The following is a 20267-nucleotide window of genomic DNA, read 5'->3' as shown; positions in this document are numbered from 1 at the left end:
GAAACCGGGTCCGCCCCGGCCTGCGCGCGGTTCAGCGCCGCGAGTGGCCGAACAGGAGGCGGTAGGCGATCAGCAGGACCAGGGAGCCCGCGACGGCGGCCACCCAGGTGGCCGGGTCGAAGAACCCGGCCTCGACCGGCCGGTCGAGGAACCGGTCGGACGTCCACCCCCCGACGAACGCCCCGACCACCCCGGTCAGGGTGGTGCCCACGAGCCCTCCGGGGTCCTTGCCCGGCAGCAGGACCTTGGCGACGATCCCGGCCACGAGCCCCAGGACGATCCAGCCGACGATGCTCACCGCGCGCCCCCGCCTCTCCGTGCTCCACGTGCGTGCCCTGCCCGCGGACCGCGGGTGCACGCAGTGTGGGACGCCCCGCGGGCCGGGGCGGTTCCCGGAACGGGAGGGCCGGCGCGCCCCCGGTCATTCCCAGGTGTAGAAGCCCCGGCCGGTCTTGCGGCCCAGCTCGCCGCGGGCGACCTTCTCGCGCAGCAGCTGCGGGGGCGCGAAGCGCTCGCCGAGCCGTTCGTGCAGGTACTCGGCGATGGCCAGCCGGACGTCCAGGCCGACCAGGTCGGTCAGGCGCAGCGGCCCCATGGGGTGCTTGTAGCCCAGGCGCATCGCGTCGTCGATGGCCTCGGGGGCGGCGACGCCCTCCTCGACCATGCGGACGGCCTCCAGGCCGAGGGCCAGTCCCAGGCGGCTGCTGGCGAAGCCGGGCGAGTCCTTGACGACCACGTCGGTCTTGCCCAGGGCGCGGGTCCACTCCAGGGCGGAGTCGACGGTGGCGCGCTCGGTGTCCGGGGCAACGACCAGTTCCACCAGTTCCGAGGCGGGCACGGGGTTGAAGAAGTGCATGCCGAGGAACCGCCCCGGGCGGCTCAGGGCGGCGGCCAGTTCGGTGACGGACAGCGAACTGGTGTTGGTGGCCAGGACGGTCCGCTCCCCCACCGCCTTCTCGGCCGCGGCGAGCACCCCGGCCTTGAGCGCGGCGTCCTCGGGTACGGCCTCGACCACCAGGTCGGCGTCGGCGGGCAGCTCCTCCACCGAGGCGACGGCGGTGATCCGGGCGGCCACGTCCTCGGCCGACCCGTCGAGCCTGCCCCGTTCGGCGGCCCGCCGCAGGCCGGAGACGATCCGTTCCAGGGCCGCGGCCGCCGCCTCCTCGCCGCTCTCCACGACGACGACGGCCGACCCGACGGCGGCGAAGGACTGGGCGATGCCCGCCCCCATCCGGCCGCCGCCCACGACGCCTACGGTTCCCGGTGCGGTTGCCACGATCTGCTCTCCTCGGTCTGCCGGCGACGGTGTCCGGTGCTGCGGGCCCAGCCGGTATCGCCCTGCCCCGGTCGGCTCCGCGCCGGGGCGGGAACGGCGTGCGGGGGCACCGGACCTGGTGCTTCCCGTCGCGCCCGTTCCCTTGACAGGTGCTGTGCGGACTGGATTACTTGCCGGACACAGCTAACCGAATGATCGGTCGGTTCACAAGGAGGCTGAAGGGCATGACGCATCCCGCCGGGATCGGAACCGGGGTCGGAGCCGGAGCGGACACCGGGGCCGGCCCGGCCGGAGCGGCCGGAGCGGCGCCGGACGCCCTCCCCGCCCCGCTCCCCGCCGCGGCCCCGCCCCCGCACTCCGAGCAGGACCCGGCGGAGCGGATGAGCGTCGAGGAGCTGCGGGCGCTCCAACTGCGCCGCCTGCGGGCGACGCTGGCGCACGCCTACGCGAACGTGGAGTTCTACCGGCGCGGCTTCGACGCCGCCGGTGTGCGCCCCGAGGACTGCCGCACCCTGGAGGACCTGGCCCGCTTCCCCTTCACCACCAAGGCGGACCTGCGGGACAACTACCCCTTCGGGATGTTCGCCGTGCCCCCGGAGCAGGTGCGCCGGCTGCACGCGTCCAGCGGGACCACCGGACGCCCCACTGTGGTCGGCTACACCGACAACGACCTGTCGACGTGGGCCGACGTGGTCGCCCGCTCCCTCCGGGCGGCCGGCGCCCGTCCCGGTCACAAGGTCCACGTCTCCTACGGGTACGGGCTGTTCACCGGCGGCCTGGGGGCCCACTACGGGGCCGAGCGGCTCGGGTGCACCGTGATCCCCGCGTCCGGCGGCATGACGGCCCGCCAGGTGCAGGTCATCCAGGACTTCCGCCCCGAGATCATCATGATCACCCCCTCCTACATGCTGACCCTCCTCGACGAGTTCGAGCGCCGGGGCGTCGATCCGCGCAGCACCTCCCTGCGGATCGGCGTCTTCGGGGCGGAGCCGTGGACCGAGGAGATGCGCCGGGAGATCGAGGAGCGGGCGGGCATCCACGCCGTGGACATCTACGGCCTGTCCGAGGTGATCGGCCCCGGCGTGGCGCAGGAGTGCGTCGAGACCAAGGACGGCCTGCACATCTGGGAGGACCACTTCCTCCCCGAGGTCGTGGACCCGTTCACCGACCGGGTCCTGGCCGGGGGCGAGGAGGGCGAACTGGTGTTCACCTCCCTCACCAAGGAGGCCGTGCCGGTGATCCGCTACCGCACCCGCGACCTGACCCGGCTGCTGCCCGGCACCGCCCGCCCGGCGTTCCGCCGGATGGCCAAGGTCACCGGCCGGTGCGACGACATGATCATCCTGCGCGGCGTGAACGTCTTCCCCACCCAGATCGAGGAGGTCGTGCTGCGCACCGGGGGCGTCGCCCCGCACTTCCAGCTGCGCCTGTCCCGCCGCGGCCGCATGGACCACATGACGGTGCGCGCCGAGGCCCGTCCCGGCACCTCCCCCGAGCAGCGCGCGGCCGCGGCCGCCGCGATCGCCTCGGAGGTCAAGGACGGCGTCGGGGTGAGCGTGGAGGTGGAGATCGTCGAGCCGGAGACGCTGGAGCGCTCGGTCGGCAAGATCCGCCGCGTGGTCGACGAGCGGAACCACTGACCGCCCCCGGGGACACGAGGGCCGGTCGTCCGGGTCCGTCCGGGCGGCCGGCCGTGCCGCCGGAGCGGCCCGGCCGCACCGGCGCCGACGTGCCCCGCCGGAACCGGAACCTTCCACGGCGCCCGCGCCCCGGCCCGCGCCCGCGCTGTTCCGCCGACGGCGAAGACCGGCCCGGCCGGTCCCGGCGATCACTACGGTCCGGTCCCATGACGACGTTCACGACGCGTACGGTCGAATATCCGGCCGACGGCCTCACGATGATCGGGCACCTCGCGCTCCCCGCCGGTGCCGGCCGCCGGCCCGCGGTCCTGATCGGGCCCGAGGGGCCGGGGCTCGGCGACGTCGAGCGCCGCCGGGCCGACGCCCTGGCCGAACTGGGATACGTGGCGCTGGCCTTCGACCTCCACGGCGGGCGCTGCCTGGACGACCCCGAGGAGATGCTGGCCCGTTGCATGCCGCTGCTCGCCGACCCCGACCGGATGCGGGACATCGGCTGCGCGGCGCTCGGCGTGCTGCGTGCCGAGCCGCGGGCCGACCCCGACCGGATCGCCGCCGTCGGCTACGGCACCGGGGGCGCGATCGCGCTGGAGCTCGGACGCCACGGCGTCGACCTGCGCGCAATCGGGACGGTCAACGCCCTGACCACGGGCCGGCCGGGCGAGGCGGCGCGCATCCGCTGCCCCGTGTGGGCCGGGGTCGGGTCGGAGGACCCGATCATGCCGCCCGCGCAACGGGACGCGTTCACCGCCGAGATGCAGGCCGCGGGCGTCGACTGGCGCCTCGTGGTCTACGGCGGGGCCCTGCACGCCTTCCACCACCCGCCGGTCGACCACGCCGTGGTCCCCGGCGTCGGCCACCACCCACTGCACGCGCAGCGGGCCTGGCGCGACGTCGTCGGCCTGCTCGCCGAGTGCCTGCCCGTAACGGATTGACTCCTCCGGGTGCACGAGGGCCGGCCGCCCGGGCCCGTCCGGGCGGCCGCTCCTCCGGCCCGTCCTCCGGCGGGTCCGGTGTTCCCGGGAACAGGGACTTTCGGACTCTCGACCGGCGCCTCCGGCGCGGCGCACAGTGGAACCGCGGCACCCCCGTGCACCGGGCCGCGCGCCGGGGACGTGCAGGTGCCGCCGCGCGGTACCGCGGCGGTGCCGCGCGGCGTTCCGCGTCGTGACCGCGGCGCCGAAGGAGGCAGACCGGTGAACTCCCAAGCGAAACTGATGGCGAGGCTGTCGGCCGAGCACCGTGCCAGACTCATGGAGCTCGCCAAGGAGGTGTCCTTCCCCGCCGGGACCCGGATCTTCGAGGAGGGCGGCACGGCCGACCGCTTCTGGGTGATCCGCACCGGCTCGGTGACCCTTGACATGCACGTGCCCGGGCGCCGGGCCGCGACGATGGAGACCATCGGGCCCGGCGAGCTGCTCGGCTGGTCCTGGCTGTTCCCGCCCCGCACCTGGCACCAGGGGGCCGAGGCGCTCAGCCCGGTGCGGGCCCTGGAGTTCGACGCCGACGCCGTGCAGCGGATGTGCAGGGAGGACCCGGTACTGGGCCACTCCCTGGTGCTCGCCGTCGCCGAGGTGATCGGGCACCGGCTGAAGGCGGCCCGCGCCCGCCTCCAGGGCGTCTGACCCGGGGCACGGGTCCACCGACGCGCGCAGGTCCACCGGCGCGCGCAGGTCCGTCGGCGCGCGCTGGTCCGCCGGGGTGTGCCGGGCGGTCCCGGGGCCGCCCCCGGGGGACCTGCCGGGTGCGGGCCCTGCCGGGTGCGGGGCCGGCCGGGGCCGGCGCTCTTCGTCAGCGCTGCTTCCCCGCCCCGTCCGGCCCCCCGTCCCCGCTCCGCCGTCCGCGCGCCCGGCCCGGCGGGGGAACCGCGGCCGCCCCGGTCCTGCCGGAGGGGCGGACCCGGACGGCTGCGGTGCGGGCGGCCTTCCCCAGCCGCCCCGAACGGGTGGCGGCCCGTTCATTCGTCTCAGCGAAGGGCGTCCCGAAAGTGTCACCGCCGCGGGGTGTGACACTTTCGGAGGGGCCGCCGCTGTACTGGTCAAGAGCCGCTCCGCGCCCGCCGGGTCCTCCGCCCGCGGGCGCAGGCCGGAGCGGCACGGGCCGGGCACCGACGGGCGGTCGGTGGCCGGCCGGGCCGGGGTCGTTTCCGTGGGGGGAGACGACCCCGGCCCCAGGCCGCTCCCCCCGGCCCCGCCCGCCCGCCTCCCGCGCGCCGGGCCCCTCCGCGTCCGCGCCTCTCCCCCGCCGTGCCCTTCGGCCGCCGGCCCGGGGACCAACGCCCCTGGCCGGAACCGCGCCGCGGGCGGACCCTGGAGACAGGGACGGGGAGCCGGAGCTCAGCGCCGGAGGTGGCGAGATGCTGGTACTGGTCGGTTATGCGAGCGAGCACGGCTCCACCCGGGGCATCGCCGAGCGCGTCGCGCTCGTGCTCGCCGAGACGGGGATCGCGGCGGAGGCCCGACCCGTGGCCGACGTCGGGGACGCCGGCGTCTACGACGCCTTCGTGCTCGGCAGCGCCGTCCACGCGAACGCGTGGCTGCCGGACGCCTCGCGCTTCGTCGGGCGCAACCGGGCCCTGCTGACCGAACGCCCCGTGTGGCTGTTCAGCGTGGGGCTGGCCAGGGTCGTCGGCGGCTGGTTCGAGGCGCACTCCCCCGAGCCGAGGGAGGTCTCCCGGTGGCGGGAGGAGCTGCGTCCCCGGGAGCACCGCACGTTCGCCGGGGCCCTGCTCAAGGAGCACCTCCCCGGGGCCGGCCGGCTGGCCTACCGGATGATGCACGGCCGCTACGGCGACTTCCGCAACTGGCCGGAGATCGACGACTGGGCGCAGGACATCGCCCGGAGCCTGCCGGCCGGCACCCGCACGACCGGCACCCGCACGGCCGGCCCGGCGCGGCCGGCGGACCACGGCAGGAGGGCCTCGTGAGCAGGATGCGCACGGTGGGCGACGTGATGACCCGCACGGTCGTCGCGGTCCGCAGGACGGCGCCGTTCAAGGAGATCGTGCAGGCGTCCGTCCGCTGGAAGGTCAGCGCGATGCCGGTGGTGGAGGACGACGGCCGCGTGGTCGGCGTGGTCTCCGAGGCGGACATGCTGCCCAAGGAGGAGTACCGGGACACCGAGCCGTCCCGGCTGGAGCAGATGCGCTACCGGGACGAGATGCTCAAGAGCGGCGCCGTCACCGCGGAGGAGCTGATGACGACGCCGGCCGTCACCGTGCGCCCGGACGCCACGCTGCCGCAGGCCGCGCGGATCATGGCGCACCACCGGGTCAAGCGGCTCCCCGTGGTCGACGCGCAGGGCCGGCTGAAGGGGGTGATCAGCCGCTGCGACCTGCTGAAGGTGTTCCTGCGCCCCGACGAGGAGATCGCGCGGGAGGTCGCCGACGAGGTCGTCGCCCGCCTCTTCCCCGCCCCCTGCCGCGTGGACGTGACGGTGGAGGCGGGCGTGGTGACGCTCTCCGGGCGGATACCGGACACCTCACTGATCCCGGTGGCCGCCCGGATGGTGCGCTCCGTCGAGGGCGCGGTGGGGTTCGAGTGCGAACTCAGCCCGCTGCCGGCCGCCCCGCCACCGGCTCCACGGCCCGCGGTTCCTGGTGGCGGTTGAGCACCACCTTCATCGCACCGGTGTCGGCCGGGCGGGAGAAGATGTCGTAGGCCTCCTCCATGTCGTGGAGCCCGAAGCTGTGCGTGACCAGCTCCGAGGCCGGCAGGCGGCCCGCGGTCAGCATGCCCAGCAGGGTCGGCGTGGAGAAGGTGTCGACCAGGCCCGTGGTGAGGGTCAGGTTCCTGTCCCACAACTGCTCCAGGTGCAGGGTCACCGGCCTGCCGTGCACGCCGATGTTCGCCACGTGGCCGCCGGGGCGCACCATGCGGGTGCACGCCTCGAAGGTCTCGGGGACGCCGACCGCCTCGATCACCACGTCCGCGCCCAGTCCGTCGGTCAGTTCCGACACCAGTTGCTCCGGGTCCTCCGCGGCGTCGGCCACCACGTCCGCGCCGAGCCGTTTGGCCGTCTCCAGGCGGGCGGGGGCCTTGTCGACGGCGATGATCCGGCCGGGCGAGAACAGCCGGGCGGTGACGATCGCCGCCAGCCCGATGGGGCCGACGCCGACCACCACCACGGTGTCGCCGGGCCCGATCCGGCCGTTGAGCACACCGACCTCGTAGGCGGTGGGGAGGATGTCCGACAGCAGGACCGCCTCCTCCCCGGTGATCGCGCCCGGCAGCGGGTGGACGGACATGTCCGCGTACGGCAGGCGCACGAACTCCGCCTGGGTGCCGTTGATGTTGTGGCCGAGGATCCACCCCCCGCCGCCCAGGCACTGCCCGTAGGCGGCCTCGCGGCAGTAGCGGCAACGCCCGCAGGCGGTGACGCACGAGACCAGCACCCGGTCGCCGGGGCGCACCGAGCGGACGTCGCCCCCGGCCTCGACGACCTCGCCGACGGCCTCGTGGCCCAGGACGGTGCCGGGGCGCACGTCCGGCACGTCGCCCTTGAGGATGTGCAGGTCGGTGCCGCAGATGGTGGTGGTGTCGACACGGACGACCACGTCGCCCGGCTCCTCGAGGTCCGGGTCCGGTACGTCCTCCCAGGCGGCCTCGCCCGGCCCGTGGTAGACGAAGGCTTTCATCTCGGGTTCCTTCCGCTGGTGGAGGCGGGGGCGGCGGTTCTCCGGGTGCCGGACGGCCCGCGGGCCGCGGCGTCCCCCGCAGGTCCAGCCTGCGCCCGCAGCGGCGGAAGCGCAGCGGCTGCCGTCCCTTCCGGTGATGCCCGGTGGCGCCCGGAGTGCCCGGCCGCGGTCCGGGGAAGGAGTGCGGGCCCGCCGGGCCCGGGCGGACGCCGTGCCCCCGGCCCGCCGGGCCCGGGCGGACGCCGTGCCCCGGCCCTCCGGGCCCGGGCCGTCCGGGCACGAGCAGTCCCGGGGGGCCGGGTCGGCGCACGTCCGGGCCCGTGCTCCGTCGCGGTCAGCCGGCCTCGACGAGGCGGCCGGTGACGCGCTCGGGGTCGATGAGCACCCACATCGGGCGGTCCCCTCCCGCCCACGGCTCGCTGCGGGCCCGTTCCTCCAGCCGCCGGGCCTCGGCCGCGTCCGTCACCTCGCGGGCCGGGCCGGTGACCAGCACGCTCCACCCCCGGCCGAGGGCCTCGTCGATGTGGTCGACCTCGAAGACCGCCTCGGTGCCGGCGGCCGCGGCGGGCACCGCGTGCGGGGCGGTGCGGTAGACCACGGCGCCCTCGACCATCGAGTAGTTGACCGGCACGACCGCCGTCCCGGCCGGGGTCGTCACGACGACCCGGCCCACGCCGTGGGTGGACAGCCGCTCCCGGCACTCCTGCGGCGTCAGCTCCACCAGCCGCGGGCCCCGGGCGGCGCGGGCCGTCCCCGGCGGTAGGTCCCTGCCGCCGCCGTGGAGCGCGGCCACAGTGGTGCCCAGCGCCCCGGCGAGCCGGGTAAGCCCGCTCGTGCCCGGGTCGGCCGGCTGCTCCTCCAGGTACTGGAGGTAGCCGGGGGCCATGCCGGCCCGCCGGGCCACCTCCTCCCGGGTCAGGCCCAGCTGCCGGCGGCGGGCCGCCGCCCGGCGGCCGACGTCCCCCGGATTGCGTGCGGGCATGCCGTGCCCCTTTCGTCCCTCGGGCGGGGCCGGGACGGCACCCGCCCTTCCCCGCGGCTACCGCACGACGGTGTCGTCGCTGTCGTACGCGAGCCGGTGGTCGACACTGACCACCCCGTCCACGCCCAGGCACAGGCGCACCAGGTCGTCCACGGCGCTCCTGCGGTCGACGGAGCCGCTGAGGACCACCTGCCCGTGCTGGGTGTGCACACTCACCGCGGAGGGCCGCTGCCCCATGGTGCGCACCAGCACCTCCTCCACGATCTCCTCGGTGATCGCCCGGTCCCGGCGCAGGAACACCGTCAGCAGGTCCCTGCGGCTGACGATCCCGACCAGCCGGCCGGCGTCGTCCACCACGGGCAGCCGTTTGACGCGGTGCCTCTCCATCACCCCGGCCGCCTCGACGACGCTCCACCCGGGCCGGGCGCACACCGCCGGGCTGGTCATCAGGCCCTCCGCCGTGGTCGCCTCGACCTTGGCCAGCTCCGACGGGTCCTCGCGGGGGGAGGGCGGCAGGCCCGTCCCGGCCGCCCGGCCGGAGGGCTTGCGCAGCAGGTCGGCCTCGGAGACCACGCCCACCGGGCGGCCCCGGCCGTCGAGGACGGGCACGGCGGTGACGTCGTGCTCGTGCAGCACCTGGACGATCTCCTTGAAGAGGGTCCCCCGCTGCACCCCCACCACTGCGGAACTCATGACGTCCCCGACGGTCCGGTGCCGCATGCCCCGCGTCCCCTTCCTGCTCCCGCTTCCGTGTTCCCTGCCGCGCACCGCCCGGGCGGAGGGTCCGGGCCCAGGATGGCCTGTGCCGCGCGGCCGCGCCCAGGGCCCCCCGGTACGCACGGGCAGGGCCGTTGGTCCCTGTCCGTGGCCGTCCCGCTCCGTCCGGTCACGCACCGTCGTGCCCGGCCGTGTCCGGTCGCGCCCGGCCGTGTCCCGGCCGTACCCCGGTCACGTCGGGGTCCGCGCGGCGGCGCGGGCGCTGCGGCGCCTGGACGCGGACTCCGCCCGCGCGCCCGCGAAGCCGACCAGCCCGACCGCCGCGGCCACGGCCGTCTCCGTGCCGTCCAGCGGCACCGTGGCCAGGTAGGTGCGCAGGAGGGGCACGTGGACCGCGGCGAGGCCGAGTGCGGCCGAGGCCGCCACCGCGACCGGCAGGAACGGGTTCTCCCGGGTGCGCAGCCGGTCGCGCAGCCCGGTGACCACGCCCAGCTGCGCGGCCAGCAGGGACAGGAACAGCACGCTCTGCCAGGGGCGTCCGGCCTCGCGGGCCCACAGACCGGCGGCCAGGCTCGCCACGGTGACCAGCACGCCCAGCCGCACCACCCGCTGCCACAGCCCGGCGCCGAGGACGTGCTCCTGCGGGGGCCTCGGCGGCCGGTTCATGGCCGCGCGCGAAACCGGCTCCGCACCCATGGCGACCCGGTGAGCCCGTGGGTGAGCAGGTTGACCCACAGGATCTGCCCGGCGCGCAGCGGCACCACCAGGCCGAAGAAGGGGCCGGCCAGCATCACCAGGATCTCCGCGGCGCCCCCGGCCATCCCGTAGACGAGGAACCGGCGGATGTTGTCGTAGACCCGGCGGCCCTCCTCGACGGCCGACACGACGGTGCCCAGCTCGTCGTCGGCCAGCACCAGGTCGGCGGCCTGCCGGGCCACCTCGGTGCCGCGGTGGCCCATGGCCACGCCGATGTCGGCCTGCCGCAGGGCGGGGCCGTCGTTGACGCCGTCGCCGGTCATCGCGGTGACCTCGCCGCGGGCCTGCCAGGCGCGGACGATGTCCAGCTTCTGCTCGGGGCTGGTGCGGGCGAGGATCCTCACCCGGGTCGGGTCCGCCACCTCGCCCGCGGCCAGCTGCCGCCCGGTCACCACCGTGTCGTCGGCCGCACCGACCGCACCGCTCCCGGCCGCGGGGGGCCCGGGTTCGGCGGTCGAGGGGGCAGGATGCCGACGCGGGCGGCGACGGCGCGGGCGGTGGCCGGGTGGTCCCCCGTGATCAGCACGGGGGTGATTCCGGCCCGGTGGCAGGCGGCCACGGTGGCGGCGGCCGCCTCCTTGGGCGGGTCGTCGATCGCGGCGAGGCCCAGCAGCCGCAGCCCGGTCTCGGCGTCCTCCGGGCGGCGGGGGAGGTCGTCGCGCAGGCCGGAGGCCACGGCCAGCACCCGGTGGCCGGCGGACGCCAGTCGCGCCGCCTCCCGGGCGGCGCTCTCCAGCAGCCCGGCGTCCTCCCGGAGCACGTCCGGGTCCAGGACGGCCTCGGGCGCGCCCTTGAGGCACACCAGGACCCGGTCCGAGGGGGCGCGGTGGAGGGTGGTCATGCGCTTGCGGCTGCTCTCGAAGGGCACCTCGGCCGCGCGGGGGTACTCGCGCAGCAGTGCCTCCCGGTCGCAGCCGGCCTTGACCCCGGCCGCCAGCAGGGCGGCCTCGGTGGGGTCGCCCAGGGCCGTCCAGTCGTCGCGGCCGGGCCCCGGGGGCCGCAGCGTCGCGTCGTTGCACAGGACCGCCGCGGTGAGCAGTTCGCGGAGCCGGTCCAGTTGCTCCGGGCCGGGCGGGCGGCCGCCGACCAGGAGCTCGCCGGAGGGCCCGTACCCGGTGCCGGTCACCTCCGCCTCGGTCCCGCGGGGCGTCCACAGCCGCTCCACGACCATGCGGCCCTCGGTGAGGGTGCCGGTCTTGTCGGTGGCCAGGACGGTGACCGAGCCGAGGGTCTCCACCGCGGGGAGCCTGCGCACCACGGCCCGGCGGGCGGCCATCCGGCGGGCGCCCAGGGCCAGGGAGAGGGTGACGACGGCCGGCAGCGACTCGGGCACGGCCGCCACCGCGAGGCTGATCGCGGTGACCGCCATCACCTCTGCGGACTGGCCGCGCGCCAGTCCGAGAGCGAAGACCAGGACGCACAGCACGGTGGCGACCACGGCCAGGACCCGGCCCAGCCCGGCCAGGCGGCGCTGCAGCGGCGTCTGCTCGACGCGGGGGTGCAGGAGGGCTGCGATGCGGCCGAGTGCGCTGGCGGCCCCGGTGGCGGTGACGGCGGCGACGGCGCGGCCCCGCAGGACGACCGTGCCGGCCTGCAGCCGGGCGGCCTCGGGCTCCGCCGCCGCGGCGTCCTTGTCCACCGGCACCGACTCGCCGGTCAGCGCGGACTCGTCCACCAGCAGCGCGGACGCCTCGACCAGGTCCGCGTCCGCGGGGACGACGTCCCCCTCGCCGAGCAGCAGGACGTCGCCGGGGACCACGCCGGCGGCGGGCACCTCGTGCTCGGCGCCGTCGCGCACCACCCGGGCGGTGGGGGCGGACAGTGCGGACAGGGCCGCGACCGCGTTGTCGGCGCGGACCTCCTGGGCCACCCCGACGGCGGTGTTGAACACGATCACCAGGGCGATGATCGTCGCGTCGGTGTGGTCGCGGGTGACCAGGGTGAGCACCACGGCGGCCAGCAGGACGACGATCAGGGGGTCGCGCAGCTGCGAGACCACCCGGGACCACAGGGGGATGCGGCGGGCCCGGCCCACCTCGTTGGGGCCGTGCTCGGCGAGCAGCCGGGCGGCCTCCTCCTGCGTCAGGCCCCGCGGGCGTGCCGCGGTCCCCGCCGGTCCCGCCGGAGCGTGACCGGCGGGGCCCGGGGGGCCCGGGGGGCCCGGGGGGCCCGGGGGACCTGCGGGGCGGGGCCCGGGGCGTCCGGGGTGCCTGCGGGGGCGGGGCGGTCGGCGGAGGGACGGGGCCGGTTCACCTGCTGTCGCTCCCCTCCGCCGGCGGCAGCGCGGCCCGCCCGGCCTCCAGCCGGGCGGACGGCACCCGGAACGGCGAGCAGGAGACGTAGTCCAGGCCCGCGCGGTGGAAGAAGTGCACGGAGGCCGGGTCGCCCCCGTGCTCCCCGCACACCCCCGTCTTCAGGTCCGGGTGCGCGGCCCGCCCCTCCTCGACGGCGATGCGCACCAGCCGCCCGACGCCCTCGGTGTCGATCGTCTCGAACGGCGAGTCGGCGAGGATGCCCTGCTCCAGGTAGGCGGGGAAGAACTCCGCCTCGGCGTCGTCGCGGGAGAACCCCCACACGGTCTGGGTGAGGTCGTTGGTGCCGAAGGAGAAGAAGTCGGCCTCCCGGGCGACCTGCCCGGCGGTCAGGGCGGCCCGGGGCAGTTCGATCATGGTGCCGACCGGGCAGGTCACGTCGGTGCCGGTCTCGGCCGAGACCGCGGCGAGGACCTCGAGGACCTCGCGCCGCACGGCGCGCAGCTCCTTCACGGTGCTCACCAGGGGGACCATGATCTCCGCGCGGGGGTCGCCGCCGTCGCGCCGCCGCCGCGCCACGGCCTCACCGACGGCGCGCACCTGCATGGCGACCAGGCCGGGAACCACCAGGCCCAGGCGCACGCCGCGCAGCCCCAGCATCGGGTTCTGCTCGTGCATGCGGCCCAGCGCCTCCAGGAGCGCGGCGTCGCGGGGGTCCGGGGTGCGGCCGGCGCCCCGCTCCTCCGCGGCCCGCACGGCCAGTTCCAGGCGGTCGGGGAGGAACTCGTGCAGGGGCGGGTCGAGCAGGCGGACGGTGACCGGCAGGCCGTCCATGGCCTCCAGGATGGCGGTGAAGTCGTCGCGCTGCAGGGGCAGCAGGGCGTCGAGGGCGGCCCGGCGGGCGTCCTCGGTGCGGGCGAGGATCATCTCCTCGACCAGGTGGCGGCGTTCGCCGAGGAACATGTGCTCGGTGCGGCACAGGCCGATGCCCTCCGCGCCGAACCGGCGGGCGCGGGCGGCGTCCTCGGGGGTGTCGGCGTTGGCCCGCACGCCGAGCCTGCGGACCTTGTCGGCGCGGTCCATGACGCGGCGCACGGCGTCGACCACGCCCTCGGAGCGCTCGCCCGTCTCGAACCAGTGCATGACCTCCGACTCGGCCGTGGGCACCGCCCCCAGGTGGACGGCGCCGGCGGTGCCGTCCACGGAGACCACGTCCCCCTCGGCCACCACGGTCCCGTCGGGTGCGGTGAAGCGGCGGGCGGAGGTGTCGACGTCCAGCCCGTCCGCCCCGCACACGCAGACCTTGCCCATGCCGCGCGCCACCACGGCGGCGTGGCTGGTCTTGCCGCCGCGGCTGGTCAGCACGGCCTTCGCGGCGACCATGCCGGGCAGGTCGTCGGGCGCGGTCTCGCGGCGGACCAGGACCACGTCCCTGCCCTCGGCGGCGCGCCGCACCGCCTCGGCGGAGTCGAAGACGACCTCGCCGACCGCGGCGCCCGGGGAGGCCGGGACGCCGCGGGCGAGCGGTTCGCCGACCGCGCTCTCGTCGAAGCGGGGGAACATCAGCCGGGTCAGCTCCTCGCCGCCCACCCGGCGCAGCACCTCGTCGGCGGTGATCAGCTCCTCGTCCTCCAGCTCGGCGGCGATCCGGAAGGCCGCCTGGGCGGTGCGCTTGCCGACCCGGGTCTGCAGCATCCACAGCTTCCCGCGCTCGACGGTGAACTCGACGTCGCACAGGTCGCGGTAGTGGGCCTCCAGGGTCTGCATGCAGGCGCGCAGCTCCCGGTAGCAGTCCGGGGAGATGCGTTCGAGCTCCTGCAGGGGGACGGCGTCGCGGATGCCGGCGACCACGTCCTCGCCCTGCGCGTCGGGCAGGTAGTCGCCGTAGACGCCGCGGCGGCCGGTGGCCGGGTCGCGGGTGAAGGCGACCCCGGTGCCGGAGTCGGGGCCGAGGTTGCCGAAGACCATGGTCTGGACGGTGACGGCGGTGCCCAGGTCGTCGGGGATGTGCTCGCGCCGCCGGTACAGGCGGGCGCGTTCGCCGTTCCAGGACCCGAAGACGGCCAGGACGGCCCGGTGCAGCTGCTCGGCGGGGTCCTGCGGGAACTCCTCGCCGGTGGCGGCGCGGACGACGTCCTTGTAGTCGTCGACCAGGCGGCGCAGGTCGTCGGTGTCCAGTTCGGTGTCGGCGCGCAGGCCCCGCTCCTGCTTGAGGGCGGTCATCTCCTGGTCGAACAGTTCGCCGTCGACGCCCATCACGGTCCGGCCGAACATTTGCAGCAGCCGCCGGTAGGAGTCCCAGGCGAACCTCTCCTTGCCCGAGGCCCGGGCCAGCCCGAGGACGGAGCGGTCGTTGAGGCCGATGTCCAGGACGGTCTCCATCATCCCCGGCATCGAGAACCGGGCCCCGGAGCGCACCGACACCAGCAGCGGGTCCTCCTCGGCCCCCAGCCTCCGGCCGGCGGCGCGCTCCAGGGCGGCCAGGTGCTCGTCGATCCGCGCGCGCAGGTCCTCCGGGGGCCTGCCGGTGGCCAGGAACACCCGGCACGCCTCGGTGGTGACGGTGAACCCCGGCGGCACCGGCAGTCCCAGCCCGGCCATCTCGGCCAGGTTGGCGCCCTTGCCTCCGAGGAGGTCCTTCATCGCCATGCCGCCCTCGGCGAAGTCGTACACGTATCCGGCCATGGCCGGTCTCCTTCCGGGGTCCGCGCGGGACGCGGGGGGACGTGCTGCGTGCTGTGGGTCCCGGGCCCCGGCGGGGCCGGGACCCGGACGGGTTCGGGTTCGGGATCGGGGGTCAGGCGGGCAGGTCGAGGCGGCAGGACTCGCCGGGGCGGACGGTCACGGGCCGTCCGGCGAGCACGATGCGCAGCGGCGGCTCCTCCGAGGCGGGCACGGTGACGGTGAGCCGGCCGCCCTCCATGTGCAGCCGTATGTTCCAGTGGCCGCGGTGGCGCACGGACAGCTCGTAGGAGGGGTGGGGCAGCTCCGGGGACGGCGGGGGCGCCGGCACGGGGTCGATCCACAGGGCGTCCCCGCGGGTCTCCAGTCCGGTCAGGCACCGCTGGACGAAGTCCAGGGTGCCGCCCATGGCGCCCAGGTGGATGCCCTCCGGGGTGGTGCCGCCCTGGATGTCGACGACGTCGGAGACCAGGGCCTCCTGCATGTACGCCCACGCCTCGGCGCGCCGGGCCCGGGCCAGCACCCAGCCGTGCACCAGGCTGCTGAGCGTCGAGCCGTGGCTGGTGCGGCGCAGGTAGTACTCGACCGTGCGGCGCCAGATGTCGTCGTCCATGCGGTGGCCGAGCCGGGCGAAGAGGGCGGACAGCTCGCGGGGCGGGAAGAGGTAGCCCAGCATGAGCACGTCCGCCTGCTTGGAGGCCCGGTAGCGGTTGACCGTGTCGCCCTCGGCCTCCAGGATGCGGTCCAGGCGGCGGATGCTGCCGTACCGGGCCCGGTAGCCGGCCCAGTCCAGTTCGGCCAGGTCCTCGTAGCCCTCGAACTGGCTGACCACCCCGTCGTGGAAGGGCACCCGCAGCCCGCGCGAGACCTCCTCCCACCGCTGCGGCTCGGAGCGGTCCAGGCCGAGGCGGTCGAACAGGTCGTCGCGGCGCGGGGCGGGCAGCAGGCGCACCAGTTCCACTGCGCGGGCCAGTACCCAGGCGGCGGTGACGTTGGTGTAGGCGTTGTCGTCCAGTCCCGGGCGGGCCGCGTCCGGGTAGGCGTCGTGGTACTCGTCGGGGCCGACCACTCCGAGGATGCGGTACGTGCCGCCGGCGCGGTCGTGGGTGGCGCGGTCGGCCCAGAACCGGGCGACCTGGACCATGATCTCCGCGCCCTTGGTGTGCATGAACTCGGCGTCGCCGGTGGCCTGGCCGTACTGCCACACGTTGTACGCCACGGCGGAGCCGACGTGGTGCTGCAGCCGCGAGTGGTCGGGCAGCCAGCGGCCCGAGCGGGGGTTCAGGTGCAGCACCTGGGTCTCCTCCCGTCCGTCGCTGCCGCTCTGCCACGGGTACATGGCGCCGCGCAGGCCCTCCCCGGCCGCGGCCCGGCACGCCTGGGGCAGCCGGCGGTGGCGGTACGCCAGCAGGGCCCGGGAGACCTCGGGCAGGTGCAGGTTCAGGTAGGGCAGGACGAACAGCTCGTCCCAGAAGACGTGGCCGCGGTACGCCTCCCCGTGCAGTCCCCGGGCCGGCACGCCCACGTCGAGTTCGGCGGTGTGCGGCGAGAGGGTCTGCAGGACGTGGAACAGGTGCAGCCGCAGGATGCGGCCGGCCTCGCCGGGCACCGCCAGTTCGGCGCGCCGCCACAGCCGGTCCCAGGACGCGCGGTGGGTGTCCATGAGGGCGGGGAGCCCGGGCGCCTCCCGCACCCGGTCGACGGCGGCCCGCAGGGGGCTGCCGATCGCCGGGTCGCGGGAGGTGTGCAGGGCGACGGTCTTGTCCACGGTCACCGGCCGGCCCGGTTCCAGGGGGAGCACGGCCCGCCGGCCGGCCCTCAGCTCCTCCAGCAGGTCGCGGGGGTCCTCGGGGACGGCGCCGGTCACCCGGGTGCGGGCCGCCGTAGCGATCACCGTCTGCGAGGAGCGGGTGCGGCAGGACAGCCACAGGACGTCCCCGTCCGCCGCGCCGGTGCGGACCTCGGTGAGGTGGTCGCCGGCGAGGTCGCGGTAGCGCTCCACGCCCGCGTTGGTGACGGCCCCGTCCAGGGCGGACTCGAACTCCAGTCGGCACGGCCCGTCCAGGGCGGTGAAGACGGTCCGCAGAGCGGCCAGGTGCGGGTCGCCCATGTGCACCAGGCGGCACTGCTCGACCAGCAGGCGCCCGCCGCCGGGGAGGGGGAAGACCGCGCGGCGGGTGAGCGTCCCCCCGCGCAGGTCCAGGCACTGGTGGTACTCGGCCGGGGGGTGCTCGTCGGGCGAGATCCACCGGCCGGCGTCCACGGGTTCCGCGGCGCCGGGGGCCGCACCGCCGCGGTCGGCGGGGGCAGCACCGGCGGGGCCGGGGCCTTCCAGGGGGCGGAAGCGCAGGGGCAGCCAGTTCGGCAGGTTGACCATGTCCTCGTTCTCCACCTGCCGTCCCGCGACGGTGGAGACCAGCCGGTCGTAGCAGCCCGCGACGTAGGTGCCCGGGTAGTGGACCGGGCCGGCGGCGGCCTCCGGGGCCGCGCCGCGGGTGGCGAAGTAGCCGTTGCCCAGGGTGCACAGTGCTTCCCGCAGCCGTTCCTCGACCGGCTCGTACCCGCGGTACTCCCAGGTCCACTCCGGGGCCGGCGGGCTCCGCAGGACCCCGGGCGGCGCCGCGGCCGTCACCGGGGCACCTGCGGCACCACGGCCACCGGGCAGGGGGCGTGGTGCAGGACGGCGTGGTTGGTGCGGCCCAGTTGGAGCCCGAAGTGGCCCAGGCGCCTGCGGGTGCCCACCACGACCATCTCCGCCCCCTCGGAGGCGTCCAGCAGCGCCTTGTGGGCGCTGCCCTCCACGGCGGCCCGGCGGACCGTCACCCGCGGGTGCTCGCGGCCGGGGCGGGCCAGCGCGTCGGCCAGTGTCTCCTGGGCGTGGTGCACCGGGGCGGCGTGCGCGTCCCCGGCGATCAGGGGGTGGGACTGCGGGGTGACCTTCGGGGCGCGCCAGGCGTGCAGGGCCAGCAGCTCGGCGCCGCGCAGCTGCGCCTCCTCGAAGGCGAAGGCGACCGCGGAGGCGTTCTCCCCGGCGTCGTCCACCCCGAGGACCACCAGGGGCCTGTCCTGCCGGGGCCGCCCCGGGCCGGGGGGCGGCACGGGGCCGCGGACCACGACGACGGGGCAGTCGGCGCGGGCGGCCACCGCGAGGCTGACCGACCCCAGGAGCAGTTCGGCCAGCTCTCCGCGTCCGCGGCTGCCGACGACCAGGAGCGAGGCGTTGCGCCCCTCGTCGGCGAGCACGTCGGCCGCGTCGTCGGGCAGGACCTCGCCGGAGACCTCCAGCCCCGGGCGGCGGGCGCGGGCCCGCTCCAGGGCGGTGTCCAGGATCCGGTCGGCCTCCCATCCCTCCAGCGGTTCGGTCCCCTCCTCGGACGGCACCTGCCCCTCGTAGCGCTCCCACAGCGAGGCGTAGACGATGCGCAGCGGCACCCGGCGGCGGGCCGCCTCGTCCGCCGCCCAGTCCACCGCCTGGAGGCTGAACTCGGACCCGTCGGTGCCCACCACCAGGGGGAGTCCCACGGCTTCCACCACCTCTCCGTCCCGCTTCCGTCCCGCGCCTGCCCGGGAAACCGGTGCACCAACCACCGTGGCACCGCGGTGGCGGTCCGGCCACGGGGCGCCGTCCGTGCGGGCGGCGGCGGGTCCCGGGGGGCGGCCCCGGGGGTCGCCCCCCGGGGGGCCTTCCCCGGGGCCGCGGCACGCGCGGGGGAGTGTCCGGGCGGACCGTGCGGGGGGAGCCGGGGCGACCTCCGCCGGGCATACCCCTTGGGGTATTTTTCTCCCATCGGGCCGAGTTCTCCGGCGGTCCGCGGAACCGTTCCCACGGATACCCCCCCGGGTATTTGCCATCTCGGCGAAAGAGTTCTACCTTCGAAGCAAGAGATACCCCCCGGGGTATCGGCCAGCGACCGGGCACCTGTCACGACCACGGAGGTCTTCGTGTTCTTCGCCCAGTACTACCTCGACTGCCTCTCCCAGGCCTCGTACATGATCGCCGACGAGACCACGGGCAAGGCCGTCGTCGTGGACCCCCGCCGCGACGTCTCCGAGTACCTCGCGGACGCCGAGGAGCGCGGGTTCACGATCGAGGGCGTCATCAACACCCACTTCCACGCCGACTTCGCCGCCGGCCACCTGGAGCTGGCCGCCCGCACCGGAGCCTGGATCGGATACGGCCGCCGCGCCGACGCCGACTACGAGTTCCGCGCCCTGACCGACGGCGAGCGCATCAGCCTCGGCGACGTCACGCTGGAGATCATGGAGACCCCCGGGCACACGCCCGAGTCGATCAGCATCGTCGTCCGCGAGCACGCCGACGACGCGGTGCCCCACGGCGTGCTGACCGGCGACGCGCTCTTCATCGGCGACGTCGGCCGCCCCGACCTGCTCGCCTCCGTCGGCGTGACCGCCGACGAGCTCGGGAAGATGCTCTACGACAGCGTGCAGAACAAGCTGATGTCCCTGCCGGACGAGGTGCGCGTCTTCCCCGCCCACGGCGCCGGCTCGGCCTGCGGCAAGAACCTGTCCACCGAGCGCCAGTCCACCATCGGGCAGCAGCGCGCCACCAACTACGCCTGCGCCCCGATGAGCGAGGAGGAGTTCATCGCCCTGGTCACCGCCGGCCAGCCCTCCGCCCCCGGCTACTTCGGCTACGACGCGGACCTCAACCGCCGCGAGCACGGCCTGTTCGACCCGGCCGCGGCCGCCCGCCCGCTGTCCGCCGCCGAGTTCCTCGAGCAGCGCGCCGCCGGCGCCGTCGTGGTCGACGCCCGCGACCCGCAGGAGTTCGCCGCCGGCCACCTGCGCGGATCGGTCAACGTCCCCGCCGACGGCCGCTTCGCCGAGACCTGCGGCACCGTCCTGACCCCCCAGGACGAGCTGCTGGTCGTGGCCCCCGAGGGCCAGGAGGAGGAGACCGTCACCCGGCTCGCCCGGATCGGCTTCGACCGGGTCCGCGGCTACCTGGGCGCCCCGGAGGAGACCTTCGTCTCCGTCCCCGACGAGATGCAGCGCGCCTCCCGCCTGACCGCGGACGAGCTGCGCGCGGCGCTGGACTCCGAGCAGCCCCCGGCCGTGATCGACGTGCGCGGCGCCGGCGAGCGCGAGGAGGGCTTCGTCTCCGGATCGCTGCACATCCCGCTGGCCGAGCTGCCCCGCCGCCTGGCCGAGGTCCCCGCCGACCGTCCCGTCGTCGTCCACTGCGCCGGCGGCTACCGTTCCTCCGTCGCGGCCTCGGTGCTGCGGCGCGACGGACGCACCGACGTCTCCGACCTGCTCGGCGGCTACGGCGCATGGAGCCTGGCCTTCGAGCCCGCCGAGGCCTGAC

General features: G+C 76.1%; 17 protein-coding genes. 6 read left to right on the top strand and 11 right to left on the bottom strand.

Going from position 1 to position 20267, the window contains the following annotated elements; translation table 11 throughout:
• Positions 1–31: 31 nt before the first annotated feature.
• Together GQS52_RS24355 and GQS52_RS24350 are read right to left on the bottom strand one after the other, a co-directional pair.
• The gene (locus GQS52_RS24355) at positions 32–298 is read right to left on the bottom strand and encodes a GlsB/YeaQ/YmgE family stress response membrane protein (protein WP_182315563.1); all 267 of its coding nucleotides are present in this window, start codon (positions 296–298) and stop codon (positions 32–34) included.
• 123 nt (positions 299–421) lie between these two features.
• Positions 422–1276 (bottom strand): 3-hydroxyacyl-CoA dehydrogenase family protein, encoded by an 855-nt coding sequence (locus GQS52_RS24350; protein WP_182315561.1) that lies wholly within the window; start codon positions 1274–1276, stop codon positions 422–424.
• A gap of 380 nt (positions 1277–1656) precedes the next feature.
• Here GQS52_RS24350 and paaK point away from each other — a divergent pair, with 380 nt between their 5' ends.
• From paaK to GQS52_RS24325, 5 genes are all read left to right on the top strand, one after another.
• Entirely contained in the window at positions 1657–2916 is a 1260-nt protein-coding gene (paaK, locus tag GQS52_RS24345; protein ID WP_182316697.1) for a phenylacetate--CoA ligase PaaK, read from the top strand.
• A 206-nt stretch (positions 2917–3122) separates the two neighbouring features.
• On the top strand, positions 3123–3848 hold the full coding sequence (locus tag GQS52_RS24340) for a dienelactone hydrolase family protein (protein WP_182315559.1): 726 nt from the start codon (positions 3123–3125) through the stop codon (positions 3846–3848).
• Between the two features lie 282 nt (positions 3849–4130).
• Positions 4131–4538: a cyclic nucleotide-binding domain-containing protein gene (locus GQS52_RS24335; protein WP_182316696.1), complete on the top strand. Its 408-nt coding sequence runs from the start codon at positions 4131–4133 to the stop codon at positions 4536–4538.
• Positions 4539–5269: 731 nt separating this feature from the next.
• Entirely contained in the window at positions 5270–5839 is a 570-nt protein-coding gene (locus GQS52_RS24330; protein WP_182315557.1) for a flavodoxin domain-containing protein, read from the top strand.
• A gap of 5 nt (positions 5840–5844) precedes the next feature.
• Positions 5845–6522, top strand: coding sequence for a CBS domain-containing protein (locus GQS52_RS24325; RefSeq protein ID WP_259371189.1), 678 nt, complete (start codon positions 5845–5847; stop codon positions 6520–6522).
• On the opposite strand, the gene GQS52_RS24320 is transcribed toward GQS52_RS24325, so the two are convergent.
• The 9 genes from GQS52_RS24320 to GQS52_RS27105 all read right to left on the bottom strand — a co-directional run bounded on the left by GQS52_RS24320 (position 6461) and on the right by GQS52_RS27105 (position 18469).
• The gene (locus tag GQS52_RS24320; RefSeq protein ID WP_182315555.1) at positions 6461–7549 is read right to left on the bottom strand and encodes an alcohol dehydrogenase catalytic domain-containing protein; all 1089 of its coding nucleotides are present in this window, start codon (positions 7547–7549) and stop codon (positions 6461–6463) included. The two genes, GQS52_RS24325 and GQS52_RS24320, sit on opposite strands and share 62 nt — an antisense overlap.
• A gap of 334 nt (positions 7550–7883) precedes the next feature.
• Positions 7884–8531, bottom strand: a complete 648-nt coding sequence (locus GQS52_RS24315) for a pyridoxamine 5'-phosphate oxidase family protein (protein WP_182315553.1) — start codon at positions 8529–8531, stop codon at positions 7884–7886.
• A gap of 57 nt (positions 8532–8588) precedes the next feature.
• The gene (locus GQS52_RS24310) at positions 8589–9251 is read right to left on the bottom strand and encodes a CBS domain-containing protein (RefSeq protein ID WP_182315551.1); all 663 of its coding nucleotides are present in this window, start codon (positions 9249–9251) and stop codon (positions 8589–8591) included.
• Positions 9252–9479: 228 nt separating this feature from the next.
• Positions 9480–9914, bottom strand: a complete 435-nt coding sequence (locus tag GQS52_RS24305) for a cation-translocating P-type ATPase C-terminal domain-containing protein (RefSeq protein WP_182315549.1) — start codon at positions 9912–9914, stop codon at positions 9480–9482.
• Positions 9911–10396 (bottom strand): HAD-IC family P-type ATPase, encoded by a 486-nt coding sequence (locus GQS52_RS24300; protein WP_275946487.1) that lies wholly within the window; start codon positions 10394–10396, stop codon positions 9911–9913. The genes GQS52_RS24305 and GQS52_RS24300 overlap by 4 nt, the downstream gene beginning before the upstream one ends.
• Positions 10393–12039 (bottom strand): HAD-IC family P-type ATPase, encoded by a 1647-nt coding sequence (locus GQS52_RS24295; RefSeq protein WP_220472793.1) that lies wholly within the window; start codon positions 12037–12039, stop codon positions 10393–10395. Before GQS52_RS24295 ends, GQS52_RS24300 begins: the two co-directional genes overlap by 4 nt.
• Before the next feature lie 214 nt (positions 12040–12253).
• A complete protein-coding gene (ppdK, locus tag GQS52_RS24290) occupies positions 12254–14941 on the bottom strand; it encodes a pyruvate, phosphate dikinase (protein ID WP_182315547.1) in 2688 nt (895 codons plus the stop codon).
• A gap of 112 nt (positions 14942–15053) precedes the next feature.
• Complete coding sequence (locus GQS52_RS24285; RefSeq protein WP_259370949.1) at positions 15054–17570, bottom strand: glycosyl hydrolase family 65 protein; 2517 nt, start codon at positions 17568–17570, stop codon at positions 15054–15056.
• The gene (locus tag GQS52_RS27105; protein WP_346268260.1) at positions 17567–18469 is read right to left on the bottom strand and encodes a universal stress protein; all 903 of its coding nucleotides are present in this window, start codon (positions 18467–18469) and stop codon (positions 17567–17569) included. The genes GQS52_RS24285 and GQS52_RS27105 overlap by 4 nt, the downstream gene beginning before the upstream one ends.
• A gap of 411 nt (positions 18470–18880) precedes the next feature.
• Here GQS52_RS27105 and GQS52_RS24280 point away from each other — a divergent pair, with 411 nt between their 5' ends.
• A complete protein-coding gene (locus GQS52_RS24280) occupies positions 18881–20266 on the top strand; it encodes an MBL fold metallo-hydrolase (RefSeq protein ID WP_182315543.1) in 1386 nt (461 codons plus the stop codon).
• Position 20267 lies beyond the last annotated feature (1 nt).

Origin of the sequence: Streptomyces sp. SCUT-3, from assembly GCF_014083985.1 — a bacterium.
GTDB classification, from domain to species: Bacteria; Actinomycetota; Actinomycetes; order Streptomycetales; family Streptomycetaceae; genus Streptomyces_H; species Streptomyces_H thermolineatus.
This window is presented reverse-complemented; position numbering and strand designations above follow the sequence as displayed.

What these genes read in the sequence shown, in the direction of transcription:
- GQS52_RS24340 (WP_182315559.1), top strand. Translation starts at nt 3,123, where the DNA reads ATGACGACGTTCACGACGCGTACGGTCGAATATCCGGCCGACGGCCTC.
- GQS52_RS24310 (WP_182315551.1), bottom strand. Translation starts at nt 9,251, where the DNA reads ATGCGGCACCGGACCGTCGGGGACGTCATGAGTTCCGCAGTGGTGGGG.
- GQS52_RS24330 (WP_182315557.1), top strand. Translation starts at nt 5,270, where the DNA reads ATGCTGGTACTGGTCGGTTATGCGAGCGAGCACGGCTCCACCCGGGGC.
- GQS52_RS24335 (WP_182316696.1), top strand. Translation starts at nt 4,131, where the DNA reads ATGGCGAGGCTGTCGGCCGAGCACCGTGCCAGACTCATGGAGCTCGCC.
- GQS52_RS24305 (WP_182315549.1), bottom strand. Translation starts at nt 9,914, where the DNA reads ATGAACCGGCCGCCGAGGCCCCCGCAGGAGCACGTCCTCGGCGCCGGG.
- GQS52_RS24315 (WP_182315553.1), bottom strand. Translation starts at nt 8,531, where the DNA reads ATGCCCGCACGCAATCCGGGGGACGTCGGCCGCCGGGCGGCGGCCCGC.
- paaK (WP_182316697.1), top strand. Translation starts at nt 1,657, where the DNA reads ATGAGCGTCGAGGAGCTGCGGGCGCTCCAACTGCGCCGCCTGCGGGCG.
- ppdK (WP_182315547.1), bottom strand. Translation starts at nt 14,941, where the DNA reads ATGGCCGGATACGTGTACGACTTCGCCGAGGGCGGCATGGCGATGAAG.
- GQS52_RS24325 (WP_259371189.1), top strand. Translation starts at nt 5,845, where the DNA reads ATGCGCACGGTGGGCGACGTGATGACCCGCACGGTCGTCGCGGTCCGC.
- GQS52_RS24320 (WP_182315555.1), bottom strand. Translation starts at nt 7,549, where the DNA reads ATGAAAGCCTTCGTCTACCACGGGCCGGGCGAGGCCGCCTGGGAGGAC.